This window comes from Enterobacter sp. BIDMC 26 (genome assembly GCF_000534435.1).
Taxonomy (GTDB): Bacteria; Pseudomonadota; Gammaproteobacteria; order Enterobacterales; family Enterobacteriaceae; genus Enterobacter; species Enterobacter ludwigii.
Map to the genome: position 1 here is coordinate 3,696,655 of NZ_KI973182.1, position 19,000 is coordinate 3,715,654.

12 protein-coding genes are annotated in these 19,000 nt (G+C 43.8%); 9 read left to right on the forward strand and 3 right to left on the reverse strand.

All coding sequences use genetic code 11. The annotated features are described in order from the left end of the window. The first annotated feature begins 71 nt into the window (after positions 1-71). Positions 72-914, forward strand: a complete 843-nt coding sequence (locus L462_RS05900; RefSeq protein WP_032679166.1) for a 23S rRNA (adenine(2030)-N(6))-methyltransferase RlmJ — start codon at positions 72-74, stop codon at positions 912-914. Positions 915-985: 71 nt separating this feature from the next. Next, the gene (gene gorA / locus L462_RS05895; protein WP_032679167.1) at positions 986-2,341 is read left to right on the forward strand and encodes a glutathione-disulfide reductase; all 1,356 of its coding nucleotides are present in this window, start codon (positions 986-988) and stop codon (positions 2,339-2,341) included. Positions 2,342-2,462: 121 nt separating this feature from the next. Here the strand turns inward: gorA and L462_RS05890 are convergent, their stop codons facing one another. After that, a complete protein-coding gene (locus tag L462_RS05890; protein ID WP_032679740.1) occupies positions 2,463-3,098 on the reverse strand; it encodes a hypothetical protein in 636 nt (211 codons plus the stop codon). 578 nt (positions 3,099-3,676) lie between these two features. On the opposite strand from L462_RS05890, the gene L462_RS05885 reads away from it, so the two are divergent. From L462_RS05885 to L462_RS05870, 5 genes are all read left to right on the forward strand, one after another. Next, complete coding sequence (locus L462_RS05885) at positions 3,677-4,993, forward strand: tyrosine-type recombinase/integrase (protein ID WP_032679169.1); 1,317 nt, start codon at positions 3,677-3,679, stop codon at positions 4,991-4,993. Further along, positions 4,980-6,713, forward strand: coding sequence for a hypothetical protein (locus L462_RS0123730; RefSeq protein WP_050595754.1), 1,734 nt, complete (start codon positions 4,980-4,982; stop codon positions 6,711-6,713). Before L462_RS05885 ends, L462_RS0123730 begins: the two co-directional genes overlap by 14 nt. After that, positions 6,700-8,793, forward strand: a complete 2,094-nt coding sequence (locus L462_RS05880) for a hypothetical protein (protein WP_050595755.1) — start codon at positions 6,700-6,702, stop codon at positions 8,791-8,793. The genes L462_RS0123730 and L462_RS05880 overlap by 14 nt, the downstream gene beginning before the upstream one ends. Continuing rightward, complete coding sequence (locus tag L462_RS05875) at positions 8,786-9,241, forward strand: hypothetical protein (RefSeq protein WP_032679170.1); 456 nt, start codon at positions 8,786-8,788, stop codon at positions 9,239-9,241. Before L462_RS05880 ends, L462_RS05875 begins: the two co-directional genes overlap by 8 nt. Positions 9,242-10,092: 851 nt before the next feature. Then, positions 10,093-11,634, forward strand: a complete 1,542-nt coding sequence (locus tag L462_RS05870) for an EAL domain-containing protein (RefSeq protein WP_050595756.1) — start codon at positions 10,093-10,095, stop codon at positions 11,632-11,634. A 178-nt stretch (positions 11,635-11,812) separates the two neighbouring features. Here the strand turns inward: L462_RS05870 and L462_RS0123735 are convergent, their stop codons facing one another. Next, positions 11,813-12,037, reverse strand: a complete 225-nt coding sequence (locus L462_RS0123735; protein ID WP_032679173.1) for a hypothetical protein — start codon at positions 12,035-12,037, stop codon at positions 11,813-11,815. Here L462_RS0123735 and L462_RS05865 point away from each other — a divergent pair. Then, the gene (locus tag L462_RS05865) at positions 12,036-12,575 is read left to right on the forward strand and encodes a YfaZ family outer membrane protein (protein WP_050595757.1); all 540 of its coding nucleotides are present in this window, start codon (positions 12,036-12,038) and stop codon (positions 12,573-12,575) included. The genes L462_RS0123735 and L462_RS05865 overlap by 2 nt on opposite strands. 987 nt (positions 12,576-13,562) lie before the next feature. Here L462_RS05865 and L462_RS24590 read toward each other — a convergent pair. After that, on the reverse strand, positions 13,563-13,859 hold the full coding sequence (locus L462_RS24590; protein WP_032679174.1) for a helix-turn-helix domain-containing protein: 297 nt from the start codon (positions 13,857-13,859) through the stop codon (positions 13,563-13,565). 406 nt (positions 13,860-14,265) lie between these two features. On the opposite strand from L462_RS24590, the gene L462_RS05855 reads away from it, so the two are divergent. Continuing rightward, on the forward strand, positions 14,266-17,532 hold the full coding sequence (locus L462_RS05855; protein WP_032679175.1) for a P-loop NTPase fold protein: 3,267 nt from the start codon (positions 14,266-14,268) through the stop codon (positions 17,530-17,532). Positions 17,533-19,000 lie beyond the last annotated feature (1,468 nt).

The window sequence follows — 19,000 nt, forward strand, 5'->3', positions numbered from 1 at the left end:
ATACGCTCTATTTTTGCCCGATGGCGCTACGCTTATCAGGCCTACGTTTACTACCTGGAACACATTCATTCATGCTCAGTTATCGCCACAGCTTTCACGCAGGCAACCACGCCGACGTCCTTAAACACACCGTTCAGAGCCTGATCATTGAATCACTCAAAGAGAAAGATAAACCGTTTCTCTATCTGGACACCCACGCGGGCGCGGGACGTTATCAGCTGAGCGGCGAACATGCCGAACGCACCGGGGAATACCTGGAAGGGATCGCCCGCATCTGGCAGCAGGACGACCTGCCGGCAGAGCTGGAGCCCTACATTGGTGTGGTGAATCATTTTAACCGCAACGGCCAGCTGCGCTACTACCCTGGCTCGCCGTTGATTGCCCGCCAGCTGCTGCGCGAGCAGGACAGCCTTCAGCTGACCGAACTGCACCCAAGCGACTTCCCGCTGCTGCGTTCTGAATTCCAGAAAGACAGCCGCGCCCGTGTGGAAAAGGCGGATGGCTACCAGCAGCTGAAGGCCAAACTGCCGCCGGTATCCCGTCGCGGTCTGGTGCTGATCGACCCGCCTTATGAGATCAAAACCGACTATCAGGCGGTAGTGAGCGGTATTAACGACGGCTACAAACGCTTTGCGACGGGCACCTATGCCCTGTGGTATCCGGTGGTGCTGCGTGCGCAAATTAAACGCATGATCAAAGACCTGGAAGCGACCGGTATCCGCAAAATGCTGCAAATTGAACTGGCCGTGCGCCCGGACAGCGACCAGCGCGGCATGACCGCTTCCGGCATGATTGTGATCAACCCGCCATGGAAGCTCGAAGCGCAGATGAACAACGTGCTGCCGTGGCTGCACAAGACGCTGGTGCCGGCCGGAACGGGCCATGCCACCGTCAGTTGGATCGTGCCGGAGTAATCGCAGTCATCGGTGGAAACTATTGATTTCAGGTATACAATCGCGGCAATTCACGATTAAGGATAAAAGCTATGACTAAGCATTATGACTACATCGCAATCGGCGGCGGCAGCGGCGGCATCGCCTCCATCAACCGCGCGGCCATGTATGGCCAGAAATGTGCGCTGATCGAAGCCAAAGCGCTGGGCGGCACCTGCGTCAACGTGGGTTGTGTACCGAAGAAAGTGATGTGGCATGCGGCCCAGATCCGTGAAGCAATCCATATGTATGGCCCGGATTACGGCTTTGACACCACCATTAATAACTTTGACTGGAACAAGCTGATCGCCAGCCGTACTGCCTATATCGACCGTATTCATACCTCGTACGACAATGTGCTGGGCAAGAACAACGTCGATGTTATTCATGGTTTTGCGCGCTTTGTTGATGCGAAGACGATAGAAGTTAACGGTGAGACGATCACTGCCGATCACATCCTGATCGCGACCGGCGGGCGTCCGAGCCACCCGGATATTCCCGGTGTGGAATACGGTATCGACTCCGACGGTTTCTTCGAGCTGCCTGCTCTGCCAGAACGTGTTGCCGTGGTGGGCGCGGGATACATCGCCGTAGAACTGGCCGGTGTGATTAATGGCCTGGGCGCAGAAACGCACCTGTTCGTGCGTAAACACGCGCCGCTGCGCAACTTTGACCCGCTGATCGTCGATACGCTGGTCGAAGTGATGAATACCGAAGGCCCAACGCTGCACACCCACGCCGTGCCAAAAGCGGTCGTGAAAAATGCAGACGGTAGCCTGACGCTTGAGCTGGAAGATGGCCGTAGCCAGACCGTGGATTGCCTGATCTGGGCGATTGGTCGTGAACCGGCTAACGACAACTTCAACCTGGCGGCGACGGGCGTTAAAACCGATGAGAAAGGGTACATCGCTGTCGATAAATTCCAGAACACCAGTGTTCCGGGCATTTACGCGGTGGGCGATAACACCGGTGCGGTCGAACTGACGCCGGTTGCGGTTGCCGCAGGCCGTCGCCTCTCTGAGCGTCTGTTTAACAACAAACCGGAAGAGCATCTGGACTACAGTAACATTCCGACCGTGGTCTTCAGCCACCCGCCAATCGGCACAGTGGGCTTAACAGAACCTCAGGCGCGCGAGCAGTATGGCGACGACCAGGTGAAAGTGTATAAATCCGCGTTCACCGCGATGTATACCGCCGTCACCTCTCACCGTCAGCCATGCCGCATGAAGCTGGTCTGCGTGGGTCCGGAAGAGAAGATTGTCGGTATCCACGGCATTGGCTTTGGCATGGACGAGATCCTGCAGGGCTTCGCCGTGGCGCTGAAAATGGGTGCCACCAAGAAAGACTTCGATAACACCGTTGCGATCCACCCGACAGCGGCCGAAGAATTTGTCACTATGACACGTTAATTCTGGAAACGTATCTACACACGTTTTTTAACTCTGGAAATCTGGCTGAAAGGCCAGGTTTCTCTTCCAAACAATTGTTATCAAAATCTATCTGTACAATAGGGATACACCTTATTCACAGTTATGTCTTGCTGAGCACGTATTCTTTCTGTACCTTAAAATCGTCAAATTCACCAATTTTAAAGCACCGATATCCTGAAGGGGTCAAATGATGCGCAATCATCTCTCCTCCAATATATACTCGGTCAATATAAGGGCGGGTTTCCTGAATGGCCCTCTGCTCAATCATCATGACTGGAATTATCTCCAGAAGATTACCTTCGAGAATACGGCATTCAGGTTTCACCGCCGTTCCGTACTCTATGACTTCAGATTCGAAATCATGTCTGGAGCGATAGGCAAAAGTTACTGTTTTACCTGTCTCCTCACATATTCCAAATTGGTAGACTGTCGTTGTCAGCAATGAATTTGACGGTATTGCATAGTTATCCTTATACTTCATCCACATATCCCTTAGACAAGCAGGTGTATGATAGTTAAGATTTTGTATTCCCGTGACTACCATCCTCGTCGAAGCCTGAAGTAACCATGCATTAGAAAACCCACCGGCACCAGTGCCAGCAATAATCATTTTTAGGTGAGGGATATATCCTGCCTTTGAGACGAAAGATAACGGCTCCCCTTGATCAGTAACAGCAAGTGTATCAGTTACAATTAAAGCCTGAGTCTCATCTGTATAAAAAATCAATGATGACATTTTTCTATCCTCGAACTGAGTGGTGAAACCTAAATATAAATGCATGTCTGAGACAATGGAGGATAGCGGAATAATGCAGGCAAAGATAGAATGTTTTTTAGAAAAAATCATGAATATATATACCATGTATTATTTATGCATTTCACTATGTCGCTAGTTTTTTATCTATTTGAATCAGAACACATTTCCACATCTGCAATTAAGGACCATAAAGACTTTCCTTACAAAATACTTCCGTCACTACCGAGTTTTTCAACTGAAATAAAACAAATAGAAAAATGCATAAAAATCACATTTTATCCATTTTTTTCACACACCCAACAAAAAACCATTTCATAACACAGTTGCATGTCCTCATCTTATATCCACTGAAAGAAAAACCGTTGTAAAAACACAAAAAAACACATGGGCAAGAAAAAATAAAATCACAACAATTTCAAACAGATGAAAACTGCATATATATAAGTTCGTGATCAATGTCAAAGTATAGCAATTAAAATTATTGCGCCTGATGTCAATAACCCTATATTAATAACAATACATAACTTACTTAATAATTACTTAGATGAGAGTCTGGCATGGCTAAAATCATAAAGGCCTCAAATGTACTTTATGGCGTAAATGCTTCTATATTTAATGATAACATCATTTTTTCGGGAGGAGCCACTTTAGACTGCTTACCTGCAATGTATGATAAAGATGGATGTTTTGTCGACATTGTAAACTTATGGTTTCTGGATCTCAAAACAGTTAGACACCTTGCTGATATAAACTCATCGGTCAGAGCTCTAATGCGGTACTGGTCGTTTCTTGAAGAAGAGAGTTTACAATGGGACCATTTTCCGCCGATAAAAAGGTTAAAACCCACATATTTATTCAGAAATACGAACCTATTATATGCTGTGGAAAGCGGAGAACTTGCCAGCTCTACAGCAAATATCTATATGAGTCATGTCGTCCAGTTCTACATCTGGTCCATCGAAAGTTATCATCTTATTATAAATGATGAAAAATCAGCACCGTTCAAAATTGAATTTGTTAAAAGGCAAAGCAACGATCTACTGGCTCACCTTAGACCGCAGATAGTGGTTCAGACCAGCGATCTTCGTATCCGTATGCCAAGATACGCCACTCCGGTTAAGCGCTTACTGCAGCCTCTAACGAAAGAGCATCTCGTTTTGTTGTCAGAATATCTTCGGACTCAGCCTGTCGAATTAGTTTTAATGGTTCTTCTGGCCACCGAAAGTGGATTACGCCTGAATGAAGTTTGCACTTTTACCCTGAATGCTCTAGCCCAGGCGCGAGCAACAAATGAGATTAAAACCCGCTATCAGATCACTATTGGTCCCTTGAACGGAATTAAAACTAAATTTAAAAAGAAACGAAGCATTGAGATGTCCGTTACTTTATTCGAAATGCTGAAACGCTATGCAATATCTGAAAGACGGCTGAGAAGGTTGAATAAATCACAGTTAATTTTATCAAACCAAGAGAGATTTTCAGAAGAAAATATCCGGCAGGGTCTTGGGCAACCAGCATTTTTCGAACCTCTTTTTATTAGCCAGCAGGGCAACTGTGTAAAACCTCAGGTTCTGAATGCCAGGTGGATCGAACTGCGGAATAAAATAAATCAAAACGCCCCTGGATTCCGGTATCGATTTCATGATCTGCGCAGTACCTACGCTACTTATCGTCTGGACAATTTGTTAAAGTCCGGCCTGAGTGAAGGTGAGGCACTTGACTGTATAATGGGCTGGATGGGGCACAAAAATGAAAGAACCACATTCAGGTACATTGCTTATCTGAGAAAAAATGAAATTCTCAGGTCTACATTTTCACTTCTGGACACTCTTATGGATGCAAGCATTCAGGGAGAGAAAGATGAAATCCTTTAAAAACCCATGGACGGAGGAACTGATTCTTCAGGTTATCACTGGAGGAAATGAAAGAACGATTATTGACTTTAATCGATATAACTACCTTTATTTCCCGGGGACATCCACCATAAAGACAGGCAAGGTCACTCCCGTAGCAAGGTCGCTCAATGCAAAAGATATTTTTATGGCCTTTAAACAATCACAATACTCTTCTGTATCAAAACATACTTTTTTTACTTATTTACGTAAATACATCATTTTTTGTGACCATAATAACATTCCTTTATTTACAGCAAATTCAGTTCAGAAATATGGAGCCTTCCAGGTCAGAAGAACATTAAAAGGAGAAATTAAAAACAGTACATTTACAACCCTTATCTCTGAAACTAAAGGTGTATTCCTACTTCTGGGTTTTTCCGGACGCTGGTTCGAAACTCTTCCTACATTAGGAAGAAATCAGACGGAGTCATGGAAAGCATACAGTGATAAGGATTTAAGAAAACTACTCCCCCTACTGCGAAGTTTCTTTAAACAAACAGCGCAGTGGTTTTTGGAAACACCTGATGCATTGACGCTATCCTTGCGGATCCGGGCACCTGCAAGATTCAGGTGGAAGGGCATAACATACCCTGTGGATTCAGTGGTTTGTAAACTGATTGCCTGTGCCGTATATTTGCTTTCCTATTATACCTGGGCCAACAATTCGGTGCTTTTGTCCCTGCAGAGACCTCAGGGGCCCCAGGCAAATACTGACGCCAACTGGTATCAGATGTCAGCCTTCAAACGAAGAGCCTTCCGGATAGTGACTGTGGAGATTGGTGACCATGCGCAGCTTAATATTCCCAAGTATTCCATGGAGTTCTTTAACACTTTACTCAAAGTATCAACGAAACTGAGCCCGGAACCGGGCAGTCTTTTGTTTCAGGTATATAACGAAAATGGACTATCACCGGTCTCAGCTTCACATCTCAGAGCGTTTAATCTCTACATCGATGATTATTTCCATCTTGTTGATGACAAGAATTGCCGGCTGAGCCCAATAATTTCACGCTTCAGGGCTACGGGCAGCCAGGTTGCTCAGGTACATCATTCCCATATGCACGCAGCCAGGCTATTAGGTAACACTCCGAGCACCGTCAGACGACATTATTCTGAGGGCAATGAATTTGAAAACAATGCCATGATGCAGGATGCACTCCTGATTTTTGCTGACATGGCGGAAAAGGGGATATCCGTTGATACAGCAAAAGAACGACAAAAAGACAAGCTTAATATTCCTGTACTGACCTATGAGAAGATGTTGAAACTTCATAACCGCCCCATGCAACAGGCACACGGGAGTTATTGCAGCAATCCTTATGGCGTACAGGCGCAGAAATTTCACTATCGTGCTGAACGACATAACTTACTTTCTTCAGAAAAATATACATGCTCAGATTTAATGGGTTGCTTCAGCTGTCCTCATCAGGTCATTATCGCTGAACCTGCTGACATATGGTGTTTGCTGAGTTTTAAAGAATGTATAGAGGAAAGCATCTACCGACATGTCGACAAAACACATTTCAATAAAAATTACAGTGGTGTACTTGATACGATAGAAAAAATACTAATCACTATTGATAAGCGGGTTCTGAAAAAAGCTGAAAGAAAATTGGCGGAGGAAGGGCCACACCCTCTTTGGCAGGAGTACACACAACTTTATCCATCAGCTAAAGGGAGGACCCATGAAACTGAATAGTTTTAAAATCCTGTTACCTTCCGATATCACAGATAAGCATTGTCCTGATATCTGTGACGTCGTGATGCTAAACAAACTTAATGAATGGGAGAAATTAAATGATGTGGTCATCTGTTGTGATTCTGGGGGGATAATTCTGTCCCGTTTTGGCGAACCTGTGTGGGAACTTGCCCCCCTGCTATTGACCAAAAACACGCCGCACAGGCGAGTTAACTTCACCTGTTTCATGTCTGAGCCACTCTTATATAAAGAGATAAAACTGATTTGCTACGGTTGGCTATTTACTGAGAACAATCAGTACAGTAGCCCGACAAAAGTATCGACCATTATCAGTCGAACTTCTGGCCTGAAGAAAACGTATGAATTCCTGATGCTGAATAAACTTACCAGCCTGACTGCACTTGAAAATAAGCATATATGGATAAAATATACCAGTTTTCTAAAAGAGCAGAATAAAACAGCTGGGACTCTGGTACACATCCTTAGTGCCCTTCAACAGGCTCAGCAGTTATTTCCCTGGCTAGGACTGGCGCCTTCAACCATTTGTCTCAAACCAACAAAACTGAGCATTAGCTTGTGCCGCCCGGAAGCGACAGAAAGAGAACAGACACTGGCTATTCCTGAATCACTCGCCGATAAACTTTTGCATCATGCTGTCACACTCATCGAAACCGCCTGGACATACAGAAAAATGCTTGGAGAAACTGAGAGATTACTTCAGGAAAATTATGAGGCAGGTTCAAAAATTGTGAAGGAAAAAATACAGTCAGGTAAATGGAAATGGTTAAAATGTGAAGAAAACTCTGCGAGATACAAACATGACCTTGCAAAAGAAACCTTTAATTTTATGCCATTAAGCACCAGAGAAATTCTGACTGGTAATCTGATTGATTATCCCTGTTCATCTGAAACCCTAAATGGGTCCTGGTGGCAGTCACACAGAGCGAATCTGATGACAGCTGGTTTTATCTGCTGTGCCGCCTTTTCTGGCATGCGCGAAAGTGAGTTATACGAATTAACACCTGAAAGTTACTATAGCAGTGTATTTAACGGGAGGACCTTCCATTTCCTGAGAGGAAAAACGCATAAACTGGGTGAAAAGCATACCGAGTGGGTTGTCGCACCTGTTGTAAAAAAAGCTGTCGAACTCATTGCTGATTTGACCTCTCACCTAAGGAACATGCTCAGGCAGCGTGCCCGGACTGTGCGGGAGAAAGAACTCGCTGAATGCCTGTGGTTATCTCAGGGACGACGCTCGACTATCCCCAAACTTATCAGTGGATGGACCTTACGCTTTGATAATTATATCAAACATGTCGGTCTTATTGTTTCTGAAGATGATTATCGCGAATGTCTGCGCACTAACCCTAACAGCACGAATAAAATCAGCAGATTTGTTCAAACTGGGAAATTTTGGCGTCTGACCCCTCATCAGTTCCGGCGTACTCTTGCCTTTTTTACGATAAAAAACAGACTGGGAAATGCCACTGCGATCAAACAGCAATTCAAGCACCTTTATCTGCAGATGGCTGAATGGTATTGCGAAGGCGGATTACCCTCACGCCTCGAACACATTCAGGCAGATACAGAGCTGCAAAATATGATTGATACTGTAAATAATGAACAAATAACAAATAAATACATGGAATGGATGAAAGGCGATCAGTTGCTGGCTGGTAGCTTTGGCAAAGATATTCTTATATTGCGTGAAGACCTTCCAGTCATCTACCGCTCCTGGGAGAGCGTATACAAGTTAGTTAAGGAAAAAAGGTTAACCCTTCATGGCACACTATATGCGTACTGCAAAAATGGGTATGACTGTGATATGGGAGGAGTTATCAACCCAGCATTCTGCGTAAGCTGCAGCTCTCATGGCAGCATAATTGATGAAGAACAATCAGGGTGGTGGAAACAGAAACATACATCACTCACACAATATCTTTCTGCGAATAATGACATATCTGATGCTGTGTTTACTCACTGTATAACTCAAATTCGCGCAGCGGAAAAAGTAATGACTGATTTTGCCATCCCCTTTGATGTCTGGTCTTCCAGAAACGGAAGTCAATACAATGAATAAGCATGACATGACGGTACTTCGACTGGAGACGGCTCTGGAAAGGATTCTGACTGGCAAACCTGTCAGAATCATGGCTGACCGCAAGTTAAGCATCCGGGCGGTTGAAGATGAAGCAGGGCTTGGTAACGGAAGCGCATATTACTACCCTGATATTGTTAACAAAATTAGGTTTGAAAAACATCAGTCAGTGAATCGAATGTCCAGTACAGTCAAGTCCGTTAACTTTAAATGGAAGGAAAAAGCGCTGGAAGCGGAACGACTGAAAAACAGGTTCTCCTGTGAGAACAAGACACTAAAAGAGCTTAACGCCAGCATTGCAGCAAATCAGTACAAACAACTTTCAGCACTAAGGGGAGCACTGGAAAGAATTGCAGAACTGGAGAAAGAGGTCATTTCGTTAAAGGAGGAATTAGTGGAGACAAGACGTTACAATATTAAACCGGTCTGATGGTCAAAACTGACATAACGTACATCCGACCCCATGAAGGCTGGCTGTATCTGCCCGTGGTTGTTGGCCTGTCCTCGCGCGAAGTTATCGACTGGTCAATGCAAGCCCGGAGACAAAAGATATTGTCCTGGATGCACCTTTTGTGTGCTGCAAGGTGACGTAATCCTCAGAGGGGTCCCGGCTCATTCTGAACCAGTAAGTCAGTATACAATCTTGAGTGGCAGTCGATCCTGAAATCACATGAACTTGAGGGCAGCAGGAGTCGTCGTGGTAACTGTCATGACAATGGAGTAGCATGAAGTTTATTCCGACTACTGATAAATCAAAAGCTCTACCGAATGCGGGAATCAGCACGCAATGGTATTTAAAATTACATGGAAATATTTTATAAAATTAAACACAGACATAGTAGTGTTAAAAGATGCCATCGGCAAAATATGAAAATAAAAATCATCAAAAACCTAAAAACATTTTGATTATTCGCGCCATTTCACTCAACGATTAAATTAAATACAACACACTAAAAAGTCATCAAGAAAAATTAACAAGCACTACCAAATGAATATAACCCCTCTAAAAATAATAGCTCTGAACCTTTGACATGATAAATAACCAATTAAATAACGGGTAACTATTTACCCTATAAATTTCGAAGAATACAAACCATCTACCATAAAACCCTTAACTATTTCAGGGCATAGATTAACACTTCAGTCTTTCAAAAGAGCTTCTCTTACAGTGGGGAAAATCTGCATCATCGACAGTTTTATCTCCCCCCTTTAGCATGGCGACAGTATTCTGTTAATATACAAGCATTCTGTCCTTCCGCATCGCTCACACCTGGAACGTTAATGGACAAACACAAAAACCTGTTGATCACGATTATCGTATTTTTAGCATTAACCGGGATGGGAAGTGCCTTTATCCTCTGGTTTGTTTCAGACAGCATGGAAGATGAGATTCAGGCGAGGCTCGGGCGGGCACTTTACAGAATGGATGATGCACTCAGCCATGCAAGTCTTGCGGCACAAAAATCCGATGACCTGACAGGTAAACCCTGCACGGAGGAACTTGTGCTTTCGTTACGACGCATTGTCACTACCATCCCGGATGTCAGAACGGTTAACCTTGTCACCGGGAATAGCATATACTGCACATCCCTCTATGGCCCCACGAACTACCATCTCAGTGACCAGAAATATTTTCGCGGTAACTTACAACTGCTTTCAGGAAATCAGGTTACACCTTCCAGATCTCTCCTCGTATACAGAGTTAACAAAAACAGCCAGAGCATCCTGGTAGGCATTGACGGATATTATCTTGAGAATGCACTGGCTTTATTAAGCATCCCGACACCACTCTATCTGAAAATCGGAGATGTGTGGATGGGAGAAGATGGACTACTGCACCGTACTAGCCCTGGCTGGACTAACAGAACCCGAGTAGCAACATCAGAGATATATGGCATACAAGTTTTCTCTTCCCGGCCTTCCCTCCTGGACAGGGAAGTTATCTGGAATTACGCTCGTGGGGGACCATTAATTGTTGTTATTTTGTCATTCATACTTTCGGCACTCCTTTACAGACTCCTGAACAGACACTCTACGCCAGTTGCCTTACTGGCCAGCGCGATAAATCAGGGGGAATTTGAACCCTGGTTACAACATATCGTAGACAGCAAAACGCTAAACATAGTGGGGTGTGAGGCTCTGGTTCGCTGGAACCACCCAACAATGGGGATAATCCCACCAGATCAGTTTATTCCTCTTGCAGAAACAAGTGGGCTAATCACCAGAATCACTGAGCAGATGTCCGGCCAGGTATCTGATTTCATTAAAAATAACAAGGATGTTTTACCAGAACCTTTCTATTGCCACATAAATGTCAGCGCCTCTGATTTTCAAAACCATGATATCAACGCTATGTGTCTGCGATTTATCGAGAGGATTAACAATCCTGGTATTGTTTTAGTTCTTGAAATAACGGAACGCGATCATATTGATGATGATCCCGTGACCATTGGAATTTGCCATCAACTGCAGCAAGCCGGTGTGATTATTGCTATTGATGATTTCGGAACTGGTAACGCGAACCTGGCATACCTGAAGCGTTTTTCAGCAGGGATTGTAAAAATTGACAAAATGTTCATCACAGGCATTGAAGAAGATGCTTTCTCGGTTCATATCGTAAAAAATCTCATACAGCTATCGACACTGCTCGGGTTTAAGACGATTGCAGAAGGCGTGGAAACGGAAAAACAAGCTGAACAACTTTCAGCTCTGGGCGTGACGTATATGCAGGGGTATTTATTTGGTCGTCCATTGCCTCTGAGCGAGTATAGAAAAGCTCTTGCTGATGCAAAAAAATGCATGCATTCGAAAGGAAAAGGTTAAACAAGGTGGTGCTGCAGGTGTGTGGCGTCGAAGGTGAAACTCTACATATGCCTGCGTGACGATCCTGTCCTGTGTTGCCGCAGCCAGCCATCCTGAAGAGCCGACAAGACATCCTTACTAACATGTAACCCTGCTTAAATGTTATGCCACCTCATGCACATATATCCTGATAGTGCCATCAATTCTTTTCAATGATACCTGAAACAAAACCTGGCTGGAAAGGCATCATCGAATCAGCACCGTATTTCTCAGGATAAACATAACCATCAAAAAAGAATAGATATATTCCATAATTATCAGGAAATACTGTCTCCAAACGCTTATCATGAAAAATCTGATACAGAGCTAAAAATTTTCCGTAGCCCTTTGTGGTTTTTATCCTTCCTTTCAGGAGATATTTCATGCGTGCATCTACCTGCTTATTCATTTTCGTTAGTTTTATATCAACAAAGGCACTGGCTTTTGGAGCAGACATGACTGCAAGCGAGGATTACCAGTCGGTACGTGGTGGGACCGGAAATCCAGACGAAGCAGGACTGTCGCTGCAGGCGACCTGGCTCAGAAATAACGAGACGGGTTACGCACTAGGCGGAGTGGCAGGTTTTGGTATACCTTTAGGTCGTTTTACCATCACACCAGAGAGTGGAATATTGTACCTGAATATGGATCAAGGGGAAGATGGTGTTGCTGTTATCCCCGGAGGAAAAGTAAGTTTTGAGTTAAGTCGTTCCATTTCACTTTTTGGAGAATATTTATACGCACCCGATGAACTTTCAGATAATATTCGAAGCTATCGTGATTATAATGCGGGAGTACGCTATACGATGCTTCGCCCGATCAGTATCGTTGCAGGTTATCGCCATGCAGAATATACCAGTTCAGATTATAGAAATAAAACATTAGCAGAGGGTATATATCTGGGAGGTTCTGTATGGTTTTAAGGTAGCTAATCTTGAAAACAAATTTACCTGTTACCAACGGCATTGGTGAGTTGACAGTATATTTTTTTGAAATGTCTGACACGGTAAGTAACGACGTTATAAGTCGTATGGTATTACGGCAAAGATTACTGAGAATATTTATGCCTTGAATTTACCATACCAGATGCCTGAAGGGCCTCGTTTCTTCTTACGCATGAAGTCATTACCAGGGAGGCAACCGGCCATCACTGGTGCGCAAAATCTTGCACATAACTGAATACAGCCTGCACGAAAGAAGTGCTTAAGTTTTCGTCACAAATGCCTTGAATTATTCCTGGAAATTGCAATATGGAGGAGCCCCTCTGTAGTGGGCTTTTAAATTTTAATTGATGATTATGGCTCCGGTTATGCTTTTCTTCCCCAGCTAATTCAGCCTGGTTTTGATTCAATAAAAAATTGACAAAATTTTGTAAGAACAATTTCCACTGATAAGGATACAGCAGACAGAGTCAAATTGATGGATAGCATTGTAAAATGTCTGAATATAGTCATTGCTGAAGGTATGGAAACAAACGAACAACCGGGATGCCTTCAACGTCTGGGTTGTGATTTTGCAAAAGGATATCACTTTGGACAGACAGCCCCGTTTGTTCTCGAAGAAATTAAAGCAGGCCATACTCTCATTTAAGAAGAGAGTGGATAAAGTAAGCGGGTCTGAATAGCGCTATATTGTTTGCCATCACCTGATCGTCTGTCTGCATTACCTTTTTACCCCTCGCTGCATAACTTAACTATGTTAGCTGGGCTCATCAGTATGCTGCTCTATACCTGGTACAAAATTATTCTCCTGCAAACTTCAATACAGACTCTATACGGATAGTCAGCAGGAGACTTAGCCAGAACAGTGGGTGGATGAGTGTAATGGATCTTCCCGCTTACTCTTTTCCACAGTCCAGCCTGAACAGTGCTCATCCATATCGTCTGACGGAGTGTCTTCGGTACAAATCGTCACCATTTTTCCCGCCTGGCTGGTGAATTTACAAAATTAACGTGTTTTTCTGTCGGTTCTATGTCTGATGAGGATGAAACTGAACTCAAATTGATTTCGACCCCTAGCACAGAAAATACCCTGAACAGGCGTTCAATACTCGCGCTTGCAGGGCTGGCTTCCAGACGAGCATAAGTCTGCTGAGTCACGCCCAGACGTTCAGATACTTCTTTTTGCGTCAGCCCACTAACCTTACGAAAACCAATGAGTAAGGGGCGCAACTGATTAAGTGTTTTCACGGGATAGAACGTTTTCATATTGAGTCCACCGTTGTTTTATTTTATAGCCAGTAAGCTGCATGTAGCGATTAACAGTCTGTAAGCTGTAAAATGAAAATACAGCTTACAGACTGTAAAAGCATCATACATACTTTAGATTGTTAAATGAAACACGGCTCTCAACATTCTCTGACCAGCTGAGCCGAAACCGCAGGTTCTGCTCTCCGAGGAATATTCATGACCGGGTATGGATGTCACCGATCAGAAGTATCATGATTATCTCCAGTGAACCTAGTGATATATGAAGCATTTTTGAAACCCAGACACATGATCCACAACATTTTTCCTGATATAAATTCAGTTCGGGAAAGCACAAATGTGACTGTCAGGTGTGGTCTACTTCGTAAATTTACACTGCAGTTTAAACAACTTAGGATAACTCAGGATGTCTCTACGCTTACAGGCGGAATCTCCGGCCGAGCAGGATCTGTTTCGGGGGAGTAGCCACGAAAATGTAGCCAGAAATATGGCTCAGGTAATTAAAACACCTGATGTTAATATCATTGGTCTGGAGGGAGAGCTAGGTTCAGGAAAATCAACAATATTGCGTTTCCTTCAGAAGGATCTTGAAGATGAGTTTACGTTTATCAACTTTGATGCAGAGCGCTATCATCACGGTTCCACAAAAAAAGCGCTTATCGATGTCATACATAAAGGGATTAGTGAAAAGTGCCCTGCTGCCAGCCAGAAACTCGATGAATTTAAAAATCAGGCGCTGGGTAACATCGTTGAGTACGATAAAAAAGTCAGTAGCCGACTAAGCTGGTTGACGGTAATCTTTATTCTGTTGTCTTTGCTTTCTGTACAGATGCTGCGCTACGTATTACTCGATCTAAATCAGTATTTCTCCAGCCATAAACCCCTGGCTGGATGGTTGTTTCTGGCTGAAATTCTTGCATTTTTTTCCCCAGGGCTTCTGGTGGGTGCACTGGCATGCATGCAATCCACTGACTGGTACAAAAAGAAAGGATATTCGAGTATAGGTGATCTATTCAAACGCAACAGCACCGACAGGATCGAGGAAACCTGGCTGGTTAATAAGGAAGTAGGTGCCATTGAGTTATCAGAGGCTCTCAGAGGGTTTACATCAGCAGAAGTTATACCTCAGGGGATCCGCTTCATTCTGATTATAGATAACCTTGATCGTATCAGTGCAGACAAAGTCAAAGAACTCTGGAGTGATATGGAGCTCATAGCCGGCGCTACGCACGAACATTTCCGTATAGTGGTGCCTTATTCTGCACGGCAGGTTTCAGCATCACTTGCACTGGCGGGATTCAGTGGGCGGGAGTTTATTGCAAAACGCATTCCAGTCAGTTTTCAGGTTCCTCCCCTTATCTCTGCTGGTTGGCAGGAAGCATTAAGGCAGTACTGGAAAGAGACGGTAAGTGCTGACGTTGGACTGGCCTGTCAGGAAGCAACTGTGTTGCTTGAACGCTGGAAACCTGCTGAATATCCACGCATAACACCCAGATTAATGAAGAAATTCGTTAATGATATTCACATTCTGAATCTGACTGTGCCTGAGACAGAAGAACAAAGGCACGTCCTCATAGCGTTGTATCTGTTGGTGGTCAAATATGGGGACAGAGATATTAAAGTGCTATTGCGTGATCCCAGGAAGAATCAGACGGAACCGGGTATCGTTCCGGACGATTTTGATGAACTGTTAACGCTCACTTATATGCAGATATCCAGGATTTTCAATAATGATACTGCCCGGTGGAGTGGTTTTTTGATGGCCATTCATTATCAGTCATCAGTGGAGCTGGCCAGAAGTGAATTGCTTGATACCCCTCTTAAAGAGGCGATAGGGTCTACAAATGGTGCACAACTCCAGGAACTGATCGAAATATGGGGATTCCCCGAAGCCTGGCAGCGCATAGCACCACAGGTGCAGATGCGTGACTGGCTTGTTGCTGTCAGCCAGATGAAAGATAACTACCTGGCTCAGGTACAAGTTCAACTTAACATCGCTTTGCAGATACTTAATCAGAGTTATGCTGTTTCGGCCCGGGAACCTTTTGATGAAGAATTCATTCGTAGTCTGCAGATATTAATGGCATCCGGCAGGATAATGTATGAACCTTTCATCGAAAGGCAGGTAGCTTCGCTTGTCAATCAGCTTGATGAAATACAGGATTATGATAAATGGGATCCTGAAAACACAAGATTGTTGCTGCAGGAAGCCAATTTATACTCTGGCTTCAACAATGAATCCTTACTGGACACAATGAGGATGTATGTGGACGGGATTTTTTACACGGAATTTCTGGCAGACCAGGAAGAACTTTACCCGAATCTGGGGATTGCAGACCTGAATATTGGAAATGACAGCAGGGAGCAGATGTTATCTTATGCTGCAGAGCAGGCAACTGTCGATCTGTTCAGCCCGGGAATCAAGCGTCACATAAAACTGATTTCTAAGGCAGTCCGTACCGTAATAGATGCAGCCGATACTCCTCACGTCAGTGCTTTATTGGCGCAGCTTAAGAATCGGCAGGCTATTGAGGATATTATTCAGTTCAGAAAAATTATCTTCAGCACAGACTGGAACAACAATACGTTACATCAGTACTATCTGAACAATACAGCCACGAGAGGCCTTTACGGGAGTGAATTTGCGGCTCAGGCTATAGCTCACATGGTACTGCATGGTAATTTTAGTGGTATTGATACTTACATTGAGCATCAGAATGAGCCTGCATTTGATGAGGCATTGACCTCCTATCTGTGTTATCTGAAATCATTCGCCTGTATCATCAAAGCCCTCAGGGATACTTCCGCACTGCCATATATACAAAATGCTGTATGCAAAATCGTGAACTCTGATCTTTTGTCTGCGATTCCCTTGATGGCATTTATACAGGGACAATATGATGTCATACGGAATGCGCTTCCGGACGCACTTCCTATGAAATTCGTTACGGACAGACATTACCTCTTCACAGAACAAATCGCTAAGGATGATGTCAGCAAGCTGGGCGAGATTTTTTTACAGGATGCATATCAGACAGGCGAACCGCTGGAAAAGTTACGGTATAAACTACACGGCTTCGTCAGCCATATCTTTGATGATTCAGAACAACTTGTTCATGCTTTCAGTGAGTTACACCCTAACGTACGGTTTATTCTTGAACAAATGCAACAGCAGGGAATTTATATCAGAATGGAGGGCAGTACAGGCATCTTCGCTTCGTGGTTCCGGGATGCAGAACCAGAAGAACTGAAAAAGTGCGGAAGAATTCATTTTCTGTGGTCCTGCCTGGATGAAGCCCAGCGTCAGTTTGTTCTGGATGATTTGCATGATGTCTTGCTCGAAAGGAATGTTCGTCTTGATAACCGTATTGCGATTATAACCTGCTTCCATAATGAACTAGTATTCGTTGAACCAGAGAAAGGCGTTGAACGCAGAACTATCGCAGCATTATTTAATGCGTCTGTGGACAATGAATGCCTTAATCAATGGCTTGATCGTCAATCATTTGCCTTTTCTTCCTGGTCTCCGGAGGATGCCCGAACAGCGGCAACCTGCATTATTAACAACCAGGAGCTTTTCCCGAAAATTTGTGAAACGTCAAAGTTCATCAAAAACAGACTACCATTGGATTTAAATGATACCACCAGGGATGATGACACAATTCAGGTTTGAATGGCTGCAGGTGAGATACAGTAACGTCAACTATAAAGGCTGCAATTGCAGTCTTTATTTATGTTAAAATTCTTAAAAAAATTTACCGAAGGTATGTTAAGGCATTCACTACTGATAACTCAAGGTTTTTTATAAACACTCTGCACTGATATGTTTACGATTATAATTCCTGTATTGCACTGGAACTATAATATGTAATGACCTTACCCTTCTAAAAAAGCCCGTGAATGTCAGCATTCACGGGCGAAGTGGTATCAATGCGCTGTAAGACGTCCATATAGAGCAAAACAGGACAGGACGCATCATTATTATGGCTGGATTCCTGAGGTTATCAACCCGATGACAAAAAACTGACTATATCATATCGCAAACATCGTCAATTAATGCCATATCAGGCCTAAGGTTAGCGCCTGCATCAGTATGCAGGCAAACAGGAAAAAAAGTAGCGTCCTGATACAGACGCTAACCTTAGGCCTGGAGAAACCGAACAGGCACGTAATCATTCTTTATCGGAAAATACCATTGAAGCATTCAGAATGATGAAGCCGGCTCCATTTAGTGATAATAACCACTATACCTGCAAACACAAAATATACTTATGGAATAAAGTCATCCTAAAAATCCCGGCTCAGTGGGAAAGGGTTAAAGCCTGTACTACAAATTCAAAAGGTTTTTTTCAGCACTATATTTTCTCTATGACCTCACAACAGTTCACAAACCGTGTCTGTCTGGCTACCATACACTAACAGAGACCTGTAAAACTTTCGTCTACCATTTACAACTATTCCCAGGGGTAAAATGAACAATGAAGGGAATCGGTCCCTCCTGAAGATCTTTACTTGAAGTCAAAGTTGTTCGCCAGGCAACACAGTTACCGCATACATTGCATTCAGCAGCCCGTTTTAAGGACTGTAGGGCTGTTAAGCCGATTTTCCTGGCACCAGTGGAAATTTACCCTAAGCAGGCAGACCACCAAAACCACCTCAAGAGTAAGCAGTATCTGAAAGAATGAATTAAGTTCTGAATTAATCCATTGAGTAAATATTCATTTTTAGTATATGATTATAGACTAGCGTTTCTGGCGACCATTTCGGGTGGTTTGTTACTGTATTATCGGATATTCGTCAGAAACGCTTTGATGCTGCTATGTACTCGAAAAATTTCCCTCTCGTTATAAACCCTTATCCCTTTGTACTGACAAGGATAATTTAATAATATATCCTTAGCTATCCTAAATAATATTTAATGATGCACAACTCTGTTGAAAAACTCCAGGAAGACTTGCTTCCCGTTGATTAACATCGTGATTTTAGTAATGGCTTGAACAGTAAATGAAGACTGATACACGCGATTGAGCTTTTCAGGGACCGGGGCTGTTTGCGCATTCAGTGACGGGCAAAAACACAGCTGCTGGTGCAGCTTAAAGTATCTACGGTGAACCTAATGGCTTGAAACTCACTTAGGTACG

Excerpts from the sequence above, each read along its gene's own strand:
- L462_RS05900 (WP_032679166.1), top strand. The coding sequence starts at position 72 with ATGCTCAGTTATCGCCACAGCTTTCACGCAGGCAACCACGCCGACGTC.
- gorA (WP_032679167.1), top strand. The coding sequence starts at position 986 with ATGACTAAGCATTATGACTACATCGCAATCGGCGGCGGCAGCGGCGGC.
- L462_RS05890 (WP_032679740.1), bottom strand. The coding sequence starts at position 3,098 with ATGTCATCATTGATTTTTTATACAGATGAGACTCAGGCTTTAATTGTA.
- L462_RS05885 (WP_032679169.1), top strand. The coding sequence starts at position 3,677 with ATGGCTAAAATCATAAAGGCCTCAAATGTACTTTATGGCGTAAATGCT.
- L462_RS0123730 (WP_050595754.1), top strand. The coding sequence starts at position 4,980 with ATGAAATCCTTTAAAAACCCATGGACGGAGGAACTGATTCTTCAGGTT.
- L462_RS05880 (WP_050595755.1), top strand. The coding sequence starts at position 6,700 with ATGAAACTGAATAGTTTTAAAATCCTGTTACCTTCCGATATCACAGAT.
- L462_RS05875 (WP_032679170.1), top strand. The coding sequence starts at position 8,786 with ATGAATAAGCATGACATGACGGTACTTCGACTGGAGACGGCTCTGGAA.
- L462_RS05870 (WP_050595756.1), top strand. The coding sequence starts at position 10,093 with ATGGACAAACACAAAAACCTGTTGATCACGATTATCGTATTTTTAGCA.
- L462_RS05865 (WP_050595757.1), top strand. The coding sequence starts at position 12,036 with ATGCGTGCATCTACCTGCTTATTCATTTTCGTTAGTTTTATATCAACA.
- L462_RS0123735 (WP_032679173.1), bottom strand. The coding sequence starts at position 12,037 with ATGAAATATCTCCTGAAAGGAAGGATAAAAACCACAAAGGGCTACGGA.
- L462_RS24590 (WP_032679174.1), bottom strand. The coding sequence starts at position 13,859 with ATGAAAACGTTCTATCCCGTGAAAACACTTAATCAGTTGCGCCCCTTA.
- L462_RS05855 (WP_032679175.1), top strand. The coding sequence starts at position 14,266 with ATGTCTCTACGCTTACAGGCGGAATCTCCGGCCGAGCAGGATCTGTTT.